Below are 13,915 nucleotides of genomic sequence, written 5' to 3'. Positions count from 1 at the left end.
ATCGGTAACGCGGCGCAGGCTAGGCGCGCCCCGGCCGCCGTCCTAGGCTCGGGCAAATGCTGCGGGGAGGCGGCCATGATCGAGCGGACAACGCAGATCAGGGACGAACCCGGGCGCGAGGGCCTCGACCGCCGGCTGATGCTGGGCGGCGGCGCCCTTCTGCTCACCGGTCTCGGCGGCTTCACGCAACAGGCCGTCACCCCGCCCGCCCCGCCGCCCGAAGCCCTGTCGCTGTCGGCGAACCTGCTGACCCGGATGGCTGCCGCCGTGCGGCTGAACGGCCGCAGCCCGCGCCTTTTCGTGCTGGACACGGGCGCCGAGCGCACCTCCATCGCCCGCGATCTGGCCGAGGCCCTGGGTCTGCCGGCCGGTCCCACGGTGGTCGTCCACGGCATCACCTCCGCCCAGGAGACGCCCACAGCCGTGGCCGGGCGGGTGACTTTCGGGCGGCGACGTTTCAACAACGTGGTCATGCCCGTGTTCGAGCGGTCGCTGCTGGCCGCCGACGGCTTGCTGGGCCTGGACATCCTGTCCCAGTTCCGGCTGTCGATGAACCTGGCGGACCGGACCGTCAGCCTGACGCCCTCGGGCCCCGCCTTCTACGCGGGGGGCTCCGCCTCCGTCATCCCGACGCGCCTGCCAGGCGGCGCGCGGGCGCGACTGGATTCCTCGGGCCAGTTGATTCTGACCAACGCCGTGGCCGACGGCGTCCCGGTCCAGTCGTTCGTCGACAGCGGCGGCCAGTATTCGATCGGCAACACCGCCCTGTTGCGCGCCATCGGCGGTCAGGTGGGTTCGCGGCCCATCCCGCTCTACGGCTTCACCGGCCAGACGATCGACGCCTATGCCGGTCGCCTGAACACCTTGAGGATCGGCCGGCATGAGCTGGGCGCCACGCCCCTGCTGTTCGCCGAGCTGCACGCCTTCAACACCCTGGGGCTGGGCGACCAGCCGGCGCTGCTGATCGGCGCCGACGTGCTCTACCGTTTCCGCCGGGTCGAGCTCGACTATGGCGCGCGTCGCATGGGCTTCGGCGGGCTGCAGCCGCGAACCACGCCCTCGGCCATCGAGCGCCGCTAGATCGCCCTTATGGCTCCGCCATCAATGCGGATCAGGGAACCCGTGACATAGGCCGCCCTCGGACTGGCGAGGAAGGCCGCCACGGCGCCGAACTCGGCCGGATCGCCCAGCCGCCCGACCGGAATACTCTCGACCGACTTCGACTGCGCCTGTTCCCGCGTGCCTCCCGTGAGTTCGGCGGCGGCCTTGTCCAACTGCTGGATACGCGGCGTGTCGATACGGCCGGGCAGGAGGGTGTTGACGGTCACGCCGTCCGCGGCCACCTCGGTCGCCAGGCTCTTGGCCCAGCCGGTGATACCGGCGCGCAGGGTGTTGGACACGCCCAGCATCGGATTGGGCTCCACCGCCGAGGACGAGGCGACATTCAGGATGCGGCCCCAGCCCGCCGCGCGCATGGCCGGCAGGACCCGGTCGCTCAGACGGAAAACCGACAGCACCATGGACTCGAACTGAGCGCGCCACAGGTCTGGATCGAGCCCCGCGACGCCCGACGGCGGCGGCCCGCCCGTGTTGTTCAGCAGGATCTCGATCGGCCCGCCCAGCAAGCGCTCGGCCGTATCCACCGCAGCCAGCAGGCCCGCGTGATCCGCCAGATCGGCCGTCACGATCACGGCTCGGCCGGTCGACGTCGCATTGATCCCGTCGGCCACGACTTGCAGCTTTTCCGCGTCCCGCGACAGCAGGGCGACATGGGCACCCTCCGCCGCCAGCGCTTCGGCCACGGCGCGACCAAGACCGCTGGATCCGCCGCAGACGAGCGCGCGTTTGCCGGCAAGGTGGAGGTCCACCCTAGGCCTGCATCGTCCAGCCCTCGACGCCCATAGCCGCCTGTTTGACAGCTTCCGAGCGGGTCGGATGGGCGTGGGAGGTGCGGGCGATGTCTTCCGATGAGCCGCCGAAAGCCATCGTGATGCAGGCCTCGGCGATCAACTCGCCGGCAGAGGGGCCGAAGATGTGCACGCCCAGCACCTTGTCCGTCGTCGCATCAGCCAGAACCTTCACGAAGCCCTCGGTCTCGTGGTTGATCTTGGCGCGGCTGTTGGCGGTGAAGGGGAATTTGCCCTTCTTGAACGCGACGCCGGCGACCTTGAGCTGTTCCTCGGTCTTGCCGACCCAGGCCACTTCCGGCCCGGTGTAGATGACGCTGGGGACTAGATCATAGTCGACGTGGCCCGCCTTGCCGGCGATGAACTCGATGACGGCGACGGCATCTTCTTCCGCCTTGTGGGCCAGCATCGGGCCGTGGGTCGCATCGCCGATGACCCAGATCCCGTCCTTGCCGGTCTTCAGATGGTCGTTGACGAGGAAGCCGCGCTTGTCGGTCTCGATGCCGACGCTCTCCAGGCCCAGCCCGGCGGTGTAGGGACGACGACCGATGGCGACCAGGACCACGTCGCCGGTCAGGGTTTCGACGGCGCCGCCAGCGGCGGGCTCTAGCGTCAGGACCACGCCGTCCTTGGCCAACTTCGCCGAGGTGACCTTGGTCCCCATCTTGAAGATCATGCCCTGTTTGGTCAGGCCGCGCTGGAAGGCGGTGGCGACCTCGGCATCCATGCCGGCGCCGACCTTGTCGAGGAACTCCACGACGGTGACCTCGGCCCCCAGGCGACGCCAGACGGAACCGAGCTCCAGCCCGATCACGCCCGCGCCGATGACGATCAGCTTCTTGGGAATCGCCGACAACGACAGTGCGCCGGTGGAATCGATGATCTTGCCCTCGACGAAGTCCACGCCCGGCAGAGGGGTGGGCTCGGAGCCTGTGGCGATGACGATGTTCCTGGCGGTCAGGATCGTGACGGTTCCGTCGGCGGCGGTGACTTCCACCTTGCCGGTACCGACGATCTTGCCCGTGCCCTTGATCCACTCGGCCTTGTTCTTCTTGAACAGGAACTCGATCCCCTTGGTCAGGGCCGTCACGCTTTCAGCCTTCTGCTTCATCATCTGCGGCAGGTTGACCTTGGGGGCGCCAACATCGATGCCCAGGGTCGGGAACTCCTTGTTGGCGATCTCGAACAGTTCCGACGCGTGCAGCAGGGCCTTCGAGGGCATGCAGCCGACGTTCAGGCAGGTGCCGCCCAGGGTCTCGCCCTTTTCGACGCAGGCCACCTTCAGCCCCAGCTGCCCCGCCCGGATTGCGGCATTGTAACCGCCGGGTCCGCCGCCAATCACGACGACATCGTAGGAAACGGGAGCGGCGGGGGCGGCGTCTGCCATGAGAACCTCTGTATCGGGCGCAGTCGGGGAGTCGGCCGCTGTCCTAGCGCCTGACCGTTCCGGGTCAACCGCTGGCGGGGATATGGGGGTCCCTTCCGGCCTCAAGTAGCCCAAGGGGCGATAGGCCGACGAAGAATGTGGATCAGGCGGCGAGATGGCCGGGCGAACGATGTCGCCGCCTCCGTCGCGAGACGGCGACAATGATGAGGCCGACCACCAGCAATATGCCCAGCACCAGCCAGGTCGGATCGACCGACAGGCCGATCGGGGCCACCGCCTCGGCCGACTGTCGGGCGATCTCGCCTCCGCCGGCGGAGGCGTCCGCCTGGATCGAGGCGCTGGCCGGACCGCCGCCGCCCGATCGGTCGATGGCCAGCCTCAGCACCGCATCAGCGAGGAAGCCGAGGAAATAGGCCACAGCCGCCTTCGGATTGCCGGCGCCGAGCATGAAGGCCGCAACCAGATACAGGGCCACCGCTCCGATCCACAGCGCCGTCTGGGGGATGCCGCCTCCGGTCTCGACGACGGCGGAGGCGCGCTCGGTCGCTACCGTCGTGGAGGCGCCCTCGAAGAAGGTGGAAAGAAAAGGCCAGGCCAGCCAGCCCGCATAGCCGATCACGGCCAGCACCAGAACGAACCGAAGGATCTTCATGGCCGGGCTCCGAACGCGATCAAACGACGTTCGTTAATCTAACACGCCGCCCCGCCAAGCCAAGCCGTGAAGCGTCAGGCCGCGCCCGCGATCGCCGGTTCGACGGGCGGCAGGATCACGGTCGCCTCGGCGCCCTCGCCCTCGGCCCCGGTCAGGGTCAGGGCGCCGCCGGACTGGCGGGCGAAGGCGTGAACCTGGGCCAGGCCCAGACCCGCCGCGCCGTCGCGGGTGGTGAAGAAGGGTTCCAGCGCACGGGCCGCAGTCGCGGCATCCAGCCCCGGGCCGGTGTCGCGCACCGTCAGCCGCGCCCCACCCTCGGCGAGCGCTTCCAGCCGCACGGCCACGGATCCCGCGCCGCCCAGAGCCTCGACCGCATTGCGGACCAGCGCCTGGACCGCGCCTTCGAAACCGACCGGATCGACGCGCACCGGCGCCGCGTGGGAAGGCCCCTCGATCAACAGGTCGACGCCCGGCCCGGCAAGGGCCCGCAGACGGGTCTCCATGGCGCGCAGCAACACGCCGGAATCCAGCACCTGGGCATGGGCGTCCTCGCCCTGCGAGAAGGCCGACAGACGACGGGTAAGGGCCTCTCCTCGCTGCCCGGCCGCCAGCGCCGCCTGGCCCAGACGTCGCACGCGGGCCGGGTCGTCGGCGGTCTTCAGCAGCATGTCGAGCGCGCTGGTCATGACGGCCAGCAGGGCGTTGAAGTCCTGGGCCACGCCACCGGTCAGGCGGCCGACGCTCTCCAGCCGACGCGAGGCCTCGTTGCCGGTCTCGACCTGGGACAGGGCCTGTGCGCGCGCCTCTTTGGTCGCCCGTTGAGCCTCGGCCCGTTCCGCTTCGATCTGGGCGCGAGCGGCTTCCAGCTCGGCCTGCAGTTCCGCCTCGCGGGCCGCGGCGGCTTCCAGTTGCGGCGTCAGGGCGGCGGCCGGCTCGGCCAGGAGGACGGCTGCGGGGGCCATGCCGGGTTCAAACTCAACGACGGGGGCGGACTCGACCTCGATCTCAACCGCCGTCTCCGGCACGACGGGATCGCCGGCGAGCAACAATGCGTCGACCGCCTCGTCCGGTGCGTTCAGCGGCAGGATGCGCCAGGCCACGCCGTTGTCGCCGCCCATCGTCGAGACGATGCCATCGGCCTCACCAGGCTGGGCGCTGATCGCGGCGCGCAGGGTCTGGCGACCCTCGACCCGCTCGGTCTCGCCCAGGAACTGGTCGGCGAAATCGGCGCCGATGACATCGAGCGTGCGCCCGAACAGAGCCAGGGCCACCGGATTGGCTTCGCGCACCACGCCGTGAGCGGACACCACCACCAGGGCGCTGGACGCAGCTTCGAACACGCGGCGGGTCAGGTCGTCGCCGGCCGCGACCGACGCGGTCTCGGGCTGGAACGCTTCCGGCGTGGTCAGACCTTCGGTCTCTACGAGGGCGGCTGTCGAGCCGATGATCTGGCCGTGGGCGTCCTCGATCGGCATGGCGGTCACCGAGACCAGCATCTTCCGCCGGGTCGCCGGGTTGGCGAGGATGTGCTGAAAGCCCTTTACCGTCTGGCCGCGCAGGGCCCGCGCGCTGGGCAGCAGGTCCGGCGGCACGGGCCGGCCGTCGGGATAGGTGATTCCCCAGGTCGCCGAGTGGAACCGCAGACCGATCAGCTCGGCGTCGCGGCGGCCCATCAGCTGGTGGGCGGCCCGGTTGGCGAAGACGAATTTGCCGCCGCGATCCGTCTGGACCAGGGCGACGGGAATGGCGTTCAGGGTCTCGTACAGCCGCGTCTCGGCCGCCTCGCGGGCCCGGGACACCGCCCCCAGCTCATCCGAGGTCGAGACATGGCGGGTGCGGTTGGTCACCGCGAACACCAGAGCCAGAATGGCGATGACCGAGGTCACGGCGGCGACGATTCCCAGAACGAGGACCCAGTCGATGTCGCCTTCCATGAACATGTTCGGTCTTCCTGTCTTGGCACGCGGCGCGGTGTTCGACCGGCTGACTGCAAGCCCGGCGCCGCCCGGCGTCACAAGCCGGTTACGGCCTGTCCCGGCGCGGGTCCAGTCGCTTTCGCGCGATCCGGAGAAGCATCCCCGACTGACGCAGAAGGACCGGGCGTCGCCGCCCGGCCCTTCCCGTCTTGATACGTTTTATTCGCCTTAGAAGTTGAAGCGAATACCTGCGTCGAAGCGACGGCCGAACCGTTCCCACTCGATCGTGTACTGGCTTTCGCGAGAGTAGCGACGGCCCGGCGTGTTGGTCAGGTTCGAGGCGTCCAGATAGACCTCGAAGTTGTCGGTGACCGCATAGCGGACCGAGGCGTCCATCTCGTCATCGGCAGCCCAGTAGGTGCTGCCGCCGTCCGCGACCGGACCATAGGCGTCGAGCCAGGCCGTGCGCTTGCGGAAGTTCAGGCGAGCCGACAGGCCGTATTTCTCATAGTAGGCGCCCAGATTGTAGACGACGTCGGAGGTGTTCGGCAGCGACACCCGCGACCCGTCCGGAGCGGTGGCCTGGCTCTGGTTGGCGGTGACGTTGATGGTCAAACCGAAGCCGCCCATCCATTCCGGCAGTTCCAGCTGTTCGACATACGGGTCCAGCTGCAGCTGGAAAGCGCCTTCGAAGCCCCAGATATAGCCTTCGCCGCCGTTGACGAGGGTAGACAGACGATACTGCGAACGATCCGTGCCCGTGGTGTTCAGGACGGTCGAATTGAACAGGCGCGTGTCGGTGAACAACACGTCCTCTACCCGCTTGTAGAACAGGCCCGCCGAGAAGAACCCCTGCGGCTGGACGTACCATTCATAGTAGGCGTCGACGCCGTATGCCCGTTCCGGCTTGGCGTCCGGGTTGCCGCCCGAGACGGTCTGGTTGGCGTCGTTGAAGGTGAAGTTCGGACGCAGCTGGTCGTAGTCGGGACGGGCCGCGCCGGTCGAGAAGGACAGGCGCAGCTTGCGGTCCTCGTCGATGTCGTAGTTCACGTGGACGCTCGGATAGACCAGCGTCTGTTCGTTCTCGACCTCGACCCGGGTGTTGGCGCCGCCCAGGGCCACGATCGCCTGGCCGGTGTTGGTGATGTGCTCGATGCGGGCGCCGGCCAGGAACGAACCCCAGTCATAGCCGAGGCGAACCATGCCGTAGGCCGCCGCGACCTGTTCCTTGACATTGTAGAAGTTGGCGTTGATCGGCGTGTAGGGGTTCAGGGCCGCGGCGCGCGACACCTGGTCCCGCATGGCCTGCAGGTCGAAATAGCGGAAGGTGTAGCCCAGCGGAATCCTGCCCATGAAAGGCGTGCTGAGCGAGACCGGCAGATAGGTGGTCGACACCCCGGCCGCCGCGAACTGGGCGGCGGTGGTCAGCGCCATCTGGCTTTCGTTCGATTCCTTGGTGCGCTGATCGTACTGCCCTCCGAGAGTGACCCGGGCGTCAGCCCCGAACAGCGACAGCTCGCGCCGGGCGTCGAAACGGCCGGTGTAGGCCTCGGTTTCATCGATCGCCCGCAGCGAGGTCAGCTGGGTGAGAGTGCGCTGGAAGTCGTCGATGTTGGTGACGCGAGCGCCGCGGCTGTAGGTCGTGGCCACGCCTGTTCCCGTCGTGATCGTATTGTAGAGCTCGATGTTGTGGCGGTCGATATTGGTGAAGTCGTAGAAGATCGTCGGACGCAGGTTGCGGGTCGACGGGCTTTCGTAGCGGGCTTCGCCGACCACCGAACGATCGTCGATCGAGCGGGTGAAGTTCAGGCGCCAGTCCAGGTTCCAGGCGCCGAGCTCATGCTCTCCGCCCAGGGTATTGGTGAAGATCGACTGCTCGTAGGCGCGCAGGGTGGCGCGCTGGTTGATGTCGATGCCGTAGACCGTGCCCAGCAGCGAGGTGTTGCCGATGCAGCTGTCGGCATAGCCGGTGTTGGTCACGACGCCCGTGGGCACGACGGCGCAGGGCGCGGCGGCCGAGCGCGGCGGGACCGACGGATCGGCCTGACGGTCGTCCATGTCGAACAGGAAGTTGTCGCGCGCCTCGTCGTCCTGGAATGTGGTGTAGATGGACTCGAAGAAGACCCGGTTCGTGTCGTTCGGACGCCAGTCCAGACGGCCCGATTGCGAATAGTTGGTGCGGGTCAGGCGATAGAGCTTGTTCTCGGTCTCGCGCGCCCACAGGCGGTTGGCGCCGCCGGGCTGAACGTCCTGGGACACGATCTCCCAGTCGATCTCATAGTTGTCGGTGACCATGTTGCGCTCGTAGTACGAGCCCGAGGCCAGGATGCCGATCTCTCCTATGCCGGTGTCGAAACGGTCCGACACGACCAGCTGGCCTTCGTATTCCTCGCGGTCGCCCAGTTCGACGACGCCGGCGCCCAGCTTGCCGGCGACGCGCAGGCCTGGATAGTCGAAGGCCGAGCGCGTGACGATGTTGATGTTGCCGGCGATGGTCTCGCCGGTCAGGTCCGGGGTGACCGCCTTGTTGACGACGATCTGCGAGGCGATGGCCGAGGGCAGGCTGTCGAAGCGGGTGTCGCGGCCCTCGGGGCTGACGACGCCGATGCCGTTGATCGACAGGGTGGTCCAGTTCACTGGCGCGCCACGCAGGCTGATGTAGCGGGGCTGGCCCTGGTCGCTGGCCACGGCCGCGCCGGGCACGCGGGCGATCGCCTGGGCGATGTTCTGGTCGGGCAGACTGCCGACGGCGTCGGAAGCGATGACGCTGACCAGGCTGTCGGAGTTGCGCTGGACCTGAAGGGCGGCGGCTTCGGATTCGGCGATCGGCCGGCGGCCGGTGACGACGATTTCGTCAACCTGATCGGCGGCCTGTACCTGAGCGAAGGCGGCGTTGCCGATGAGCAGGGGCGCGACAGCAGCCCCCAGCAGAAGTGCGCGTTTCATTTTGAGCATCCCCGATGGTCCGATCGACCCCCCGGCCGTCGGCTCTGGAGGCCGCTGCTAAGCCACAGCGACGACGCCACAGCGACGCTTGTGCGACGCTGTGGTAGCGGTTGCCTGGCCAGGATGTGACAGTTCTTCCGTAGACGGTGAATGACCGCTGCGGCCGTCCGAGAAAGCCGGAGCCCGGGGTTGACCGGCGGTTTCCCACGTGGTCTGCACCGCCGCGCCACGCCCTTTCATTGAGGATCCGCCATGCGCCAGATCGGCCTCTGCACCGCTGCAATCGCCTCACTGCTCCTCGTCGGTTGCGCCACCCACGACGTCGACTACCAGGGCGAGGGCGAAGGTCTGGTGGGCGCCGGCGTCCGCGTCCGGGCGACGCTGGAAACGCCGTCGGTCGGCACCGGCGGTGGCGAGGATGCGGCCGACGATCCCGCCATCTGGGTCGGTCAGCGACCGGTCGAGGTCATGGGAACCACCACCGCCGGCTTCGTCGCCGGCACCGACAAGAAGGCCGGCCTCTACATCTACGGCTTCGACGGCGTCGTGCTCCAGTTCCTGCCCGAGGGGCTGCTGAACAACGTCGATGCGATCGAAGGACTGACCGTCGCCGGCCGGCCTCAGGTCGTGCTGGGCGCCAGCGACCGGACCCCGGGCAGGGAGGGGGTGTCCCTCTATCTGTTCGATCCCGCCGGGACGGGCCAGAACGGCGTCCGGCCCTGGGGCGCCATCCGCACCGACGTGGTCGAGCCCTACGGGTTCTGTTTCGCGCGTCGTAGCGGCGAGATCCATGCCATCCTGGTCGGCCACAAGGGCGAGGTCCGCCAGTTCGTCCTGACCACCGACGCCGCCGACCGGCCGGTCTCGCGCGAGGTCCGTCGCTTCGAGATCGGGTCGATCTCCGAGGGCTGCGCCGCCGACGAGGCGACCAACGCCCTCTATCTGGCCGAGGAGAATGTCGGCGTCTGGCGTTACGGCCTCGACCCGGCCTCGGGCGACGTCCGCACCCTGATCCAGGGCATCGAGACCGACAGACTGGTCGCCGACGCAGAAGGGTTGACGATCCTCGCCGACGGCGCGGCCCGCTATCTGATCGGCTCCAGCCAGGGCGACAGCGCCTTCCCGGTCTGGCACATCGACGGCGCCGCCCCCGAATACAAGGGCCGGTTCGTGGTCGAGGACGGGGTCGTGGACGGCGTCACAGGCACAGACGGTCTGGCGGCCATGGGCGGTCGCGTCTCGGACGCCTTCCCGGAAGGGCTGGTGGTCGTGCAGGACGACGTCAACGACGTCGGCACCCAGAACTTCAAATACATCGACTGGCGCGTGATCAAGGCGGCCCTCGGCCTCGATTGATCCTCAGGGCCTCAGGTCGCTAGTCTGGCTGGATGACCGACGACCACAACACCCACGATTCGCCCGAAGGCCCTGGCGAAGATGGCGGAGGCTTCGACGCCGACGACTGGTCGCGGCTGAAGCCCTTCACCGGCCGCGTCGCCACCCTGGACGACGTCCAGGCGCGGCGCGCGGTCTTCGCCCTGGGCGACTCGGAAGACCCGAAGGTCATCGACATGGACCTGCCCCAGCCCGTCATCTGGTGGGACGATGACGGCGAACAGGGGGCGGTCGCGGTCCAGGCGGAGGTCCATGCCGGCGCCTTCGGCGAACCCATGGAAGTCCTGGGCCTGATCCTGCCCGACGGCGACGCGGTGGTAGCCCTGCTGGATGACGTCGATCTGGTCGACGACACCGATCCCCACTGGCGACGTCTGGTCGATGAGGCGATCGACCCGAACGCGGCGAACGAGGACTGAGGGCGACCCTCCTCTTCGGCGGTCTGGTCCGGGTTCGTCCGCCGAAAACACCCTGACGAAATGGACGACACCGCAACCGGACCTCATAAAATCAATCAGCTGGCTCCCCCGCCTTCGTCCGGCGGCGGGATTATGCGAAATGCCGGCGAGTGGCGCGTCCTGGTATTGTCAAAGACCCTGGCGATGACATGGGCGCCAACACGCCCAGGCACAAGGACGCAATGGGAATAAATTCTTTCTCCGCACCTTTTGGCCATGGGTGGCCGGACCGTCTTGTGGCCGAAGGTCCCTTTCGACCGTGGGCCAGGGTCGCAAATGGAGCCACACAAGACCTTCGGAGGACCCGCTCCGGGCCAGGTCGATCTCAGCCCGTGGCGGCCAGCAGGGCGACCATGGCGAAGCCGGCATAGGTACCGATGGCGTTGCCGATGGAGCCGATCAGGATGGCGGGCAGGACCAGGTCCTGACGGCGCTCTGACTCGGCCAGGACGAAGGCGGTGGAGGAGCCGCCGATGTTGGCGCTGGAGGCCAGGGCCAGGACGATGGGCTCCAGCTTCAGCACCGCGCCAACGCCGAACAGGACAACGGAATGGACTGCAAAGACGATGCCGACATAGGCGAACAACACCGGCGTCAGGCTGCCGGCCGCGACCAGGGCGGCGAGGTCGGCATTGGCCCCGACGACGGCCAGGAACAGATAGATGCCCCACAGGCCGAGCGTATTGGCCTGGGTCAGGCGGGCGACGGCGGGCGCCTGGGCCACGAGCAGGGCCAGGGTGGTGACGATCAGGATGGAGGGAACGGTGATGCCCCGCGCCTCCAGCCAGGTCGAGGCGAGGCCGGACAGCCAGATGGCGACGGCGGTCAGGGCCAGGGGAATGGCGATGGCCAGCGTGCCGGTGAGCGGTGGCGGCGGCGTGTGGGCGTGGACCGGAGCCTGTGCCGGATCGCCCGGCTTGCCGAACCATCCGGACTTCAGCAACAGGGCGGGCAGGGCCAGGGTGACGATGATCCAGACGTCGGTCATGACGTTGTCGACCACGGTTGCCGCCGTATAGAGCCCGCCGTCGCGCGTGATGTCGTAGGCCTGGGCCACAGCGTTGAAGTTGGCGCCGCCGCCGATGTAGGTGCCGGTGAACATCCCGGCGAGCGGGCCGTAGGACGCCCCGACCATGCCCTGGATCGGCGTGACGACATTGGCGATCCAGACGCCCAGGAAGGTGCCGACCGCACCGATCAGGAAGGCCCCAATCATCGGAGCCCCGGCCCGCTTCAACGCCTTCAGATTAACGTCCAGCAACACAAGAAAGATCGCCGCCGGGATGACGTAGGTGAAGATCGGATCATAGACCGGCCCGCCCGAGGCGGCGGGCGGAATGACCCGGAGATTGGCCAGTAGCGCCCCCAGCACGATGACGATCATCGCCGCCCCGAGCTTTCGGAACACTCCGATCCGGCCGAGCGCATCGGACAGGGCTACGATGACGACCAGGACAGTGAGAACGCCGAGCGGGCTGGAAATCAGGGCGGCCGATGAAGTCATCGAACGACACTAGCCGGATTGGGGACGGTGGCAATCAGGCCGGCGCGCGAGGCCTGACGGGAGGCTCCGCCTGCCTCTCGCTCATGGTGCGCGAGGCCTAGGTGACGTCCATTGGCGCCTGCCCCCAGGCATGGTTTCGGATCGTGGATGCATGACCGCGTTCGGCCCTAACCGTACGCTGCTGATTGCACCGATCAGGGGTCGACCGGGTTTCACGCCGGCCAAATCGTATCGCCTCGGGGCGTCAGGCGCCGTTCAAGATGCTGCATGCTGCGCCTGACATTCAGGACTGATACCCGTTGTCTCTCGGGAGCATTTGACCCGTGATCATGACGTGCCGGAAACCAGATGTCAGGCCTTCGTCTACGGCAAGATCACGCCCCAGTCGGCGACGGTCATCATGATCACAACCACCATCGGCAAAAGCACGAGCAACCCATAGGCGGTCAGGTGGGCCACCCCACGCCACAGGGCCGAGATCGGGCCCATCTCATAGTACCGGGCTGCCGCCACGGTGAAATAGGCCAGATAGGGCAGGATCAGAAGGTAGGCCGGCAGATTGCCCCCCAGGCTGTTGATCCCGGCCAGGATCATCATCATCACGAACGAGATCGCATGGGCCCACATGGCGAAGATGACGTGCTCCAGGAACAGCCGTCGTCGCCCGAACAACGGGATCAACAACGTCGCGTAGAGTGGCATCAGCAGCCACAGCAGGTTCGGCAACCAGGCCGACATCCGCTTCGCTGCCTTCTCGTCGATCTGGATCCCGGCGATGACGGCCTCGAGCGAGGTGCGTTCTGGCGGGGTCCTCGCGGCCGCCGCAGCCTGTTGGAGCGCCAGTGTCACCGCCGGATCGACGGCAGGCTCGATATTCTTCTGCAGCCAACGCGATTGCTCGACTGCCCCGGTGACGATGTTGCCCACACCCGGATCACGGGTCACCACGACAGTCTGACCCGGCACGACCTTCCAGGTGGACTGATACAGACGGGTGTCGCCGAAGTGCAGCACGGCCAGAAACAGGGCCGTCGTGGCCACGAAAAGCTTCAGCGGCGTGATATACAGCGACCCCGCCCCGGCGCGGCAGGCCTCCAGCAACCGACCCGGCCGCACCGCCAGTACCGCCAGGGTGCGGGCCAGCTTGCCGTCGATCAGGCTGTAGGAGGCCGCGACCTCCTTCGCCATGGCAAGTAACGGCGCGGGCCTGGCCTGAGAGTCCTGACCGCAGGCATGACAATATCGCCCGGCGAGAGGCGTTTCACACGCCGCGCAGACACCCGGTTCAGTCGCCATGGCTCGCTCTCAACCCTGAGACGACACTCTAGAAAAATCCCGTCTTCCCAAGCAAGCGAATGCGGCGGCTGCCCGCCGGCGGCCAGGAGATGAATCTGCCGCCAGCGCTCCTTCCTGGAAGAGCCAGACCAGATCACAGCAGCGGAGCGGCGGTTGCCGTTGAAGTGACGAATGTCTGATTTGGGAAGGTCCGCTCGCCCACCCCCTCCCGGACCGTCCGAATGTCCGCTTTTGAGGGTGGGCTCAACCGGTGACCGCAACACGCTAGCTTTTCTTCGGAGATGGAGCGTGGGTCATGAAGCAGCGGCGGCGGATCTATTACTCGGCGGCCCAGCGGGCTGAAATCTGGGATCGCTGGAAGGCCGGCGAGTCGATGAGTTCGATCGGACGGCGGTTCGATCGGGAGTCCTCGTCGGTGTTTTCGGTGCTTTCGCCGACGGGTGGCATCCGGCCT

At 67.6% G+C, this 13,915-nt stretch carries 10 protein-coding genes; 3 read left to right on the top strand and 7 right to left on the bottom strand.

Annotated elements, in window-relative coordinates:
- Positions 1-75: 75 nt before the first annotated feature.
- Positions 76-1,080: a retropepsin-like aspartic protease gene (locus ACP7AU_RS05725; protein WP_426050802.1), complete on the top strand. Its 1,005-nt coding sequence runs from the start codon at positions 76-78 to the stop codon at positions 1,078-1,080.
- On the opposite strand, the gene ACP7AU_RS05720 is transcribed toward ACP7AU_RS05725, so the two are convergent.
- From ACP7AU_RS05720 to ACP7AU_RS05700, 5 genes are all read right to left on the bottom strand, one after another.
- Positions 1,077-1,868 (bottom strand): SDR family oxidoreductase, encoded by a 792-nt coding sequence (locus ACP7AU_RS05720; protein WP_426050801.1) that lies wholly within the window; start codon positions 1,866-1,868, stop codon positions 1,077-1,079. The two genes, ACP7AU_RS05725 and ACP7AU_RS05720, sit on opposite strands and share 4 nt — an antisense overlap.
- Before the next feature lies 1 nt (position 1,869).
- Entirely contained in the window at positions 1,870-3,294 is a 1,425-nt protein-coding gene (gene lpdA / locus ACP7AU_RS05715; protein WP_426038850.1) for a dihydrolipoyl dehydrogenase, read from the bottom strand.
- 142 nt (positions 3,295-3,436) lie between these two features.
- Positions 3,437-3,946 (bottom strand): hypothetical protein, encoded by a 510-nt coding sequence (locus tag ACP7AU_RS05710; RefSeq protein WP_426038851.1) that lies wholly within the window; start codon positions 3,944-3,946, stop codon positions 3,437-3,439.
- 74 nt (positions 3,947-4,020) lie between these two features.
- Positions 4,021-5,886, bottom strand: coding sequence for an ATP-binding protein (locus tag ACP7AU_RS05705; RefSeq protein ID WP_426050800.1), 1,866 nt, complete (start codon positions 5,884-5,886; stop codon positions 4,021-4,023).
- A 204-nt stretch (positions 5,887-6,090) separates the two neighbouring features.
- Entirely contained in the window at positions 6,091-8,808 is a 2,718-nt protein-coding gene (locus ACP7AU_RS05700; protein WP_426050799.1) for a TonB-dependent receptor, read from the bottom strand.
- Between the two features lie 252 nt (positions 8,809-9,060).
- On the opposite strand from ACP7AU_RS05700, the gene ACP7AU_RS05695 reads away from it, so the two are divergent.
- The gene (locus tag ACP7AU_RS05695) at positions 9,061-10,164 is read left to right on the top strand and encodes a phytase (RefSeq protein WP_426050798.1); all 1,104 of its coding nucleotides are present in this window, start codon (positions 9,061-9,063) and stop codon (positions 10,162-10,164) included.
- Positions 10,165-10,196: 32 nt separating this feature from the next.
- The gene (locus tag ACP7AU_RS05690; protein ID WP_426038855.1) at positions 10,197-10,622 is read left to right on the top strand and encodes a hypothetical protein; all 426 of its coding nucleotides are present in this window, start codon (positions 10,197-10,199) and stop codon (positions 10,620-10,622) included.
- Positions 10,623-10,986: 364 nt separating this feature from the next.
- Here the strand turns inward: ACP7AU_RS05690 and ACP7AU_RS05685 are convergent, their stop codons facing one another.
- Positions 10,987-12,165: a DUF819 domain-containing protein gene (locus ACP7AU_RS05685; RefSeq protein ID WP_426050797.1), complete on the bottom strand. Its 1,179-nt coding sequence runs from the start codon at positions 12,163-12,165 to the stop codon at positions 10,987-10,989.
- A 363-nt stretch (positions 12,166-12,528) separates the two neighbouring features.
- A complete protein-coding gene (locus ACP7AU_RS05680) occupies positions 12,529-13,353 on the bottom strand; it encodes a DUF3667 domain-containing protein (RefSeq protein WP_426050796.1) in 825 nt (274 codons plus the stop codon).
- Positions 13,354-13,915: the final 562 nt, after the last annotated feature.

Origin of the sequence: Brevundimonas sp. SL161, from assembly GCF_049896985.1 — a bacterium.
GTDB lineage: Bacteria > Pseudomonadota > Alphaproteobacteria > Caulobacterales > Caulobacteraceae > Brevundimonas.
This window is presented reverse-complemented; position numbering and strand designations above follow the sequence as displayed.

What these genes read in the sequence shown, in the direction of transcription:
- ACP7AU_RS05725 (WP_426050802.1), top strand. Translation starts at nt 76, where the DNA reads ATGATCGAGCGGACAACGCAGATCAGGGACGAACCCGGGCGCGAGGGC.
- lpdA (WP_426038850.1), bottom strand. Translation starts at nt 3,294, where the DNA reads ATGGCAGACGCCGCCCCCGCCGCTCCCGTTTCCTACGATGTCGTCGTG.
- ACP7AU_RS05710 (WP_426038851.1), bottom strand. Translation starts at nt 3,946, where the DNA reads ATGAAGATCCTTCGGTTCGTTCTGGTGCTGGCCGTGATCGGCTATGCG.
- ACP7AU_RS05705 (WP_426050800.1), bottom strand. Translation starts at nt 5,886, where the DNA reads ATGTTCATGGAAGGCGACATCGACTGGGTCCTCGTTCTGGGAATCGTC.
- ACP7AU_RS05700 (WP_426050799.1), bottom strand. Translation starts at nt 8,808, where the DNA reads ATGAAACGCGCACTTCTGCTGGGGGCTGCTGTCGCGCCCCTGCTCATC.
- ACP7AU_RS05695 (WP_426050798.1), top strand. Translation starts at nt 9,061, where the DNA reads ATGCGCCAGATCGGCCTCTGCACCGCTGCAATCGCCTCACTGCTCCTC.
- ACP7AU_RS05690 (WP_426038855.1), top strand. Translation starts at nt 10,197, where the DNA reads ATGACCGACGACCACAACACCCACGATTCGCCCGAAGGCCCTGGCGAA.
- ACP7AU_RS05685 (WP_426050797.1), bottom strand. Translation starts at nt 12,165, where the DNA reads ATGACTTCATCGGCCGCCCTGATTTCCAGCCCGCTCGGCGTTCTCACT.
- ACP7AU_RS05680 (WP_426050796.1), bottom strand. Translation starts at nt 13,353, where the DNA reads ATGGCGAAGGAGGTCGCGGCCTCCTACAGCCTGATCGACGGCAAGCTG.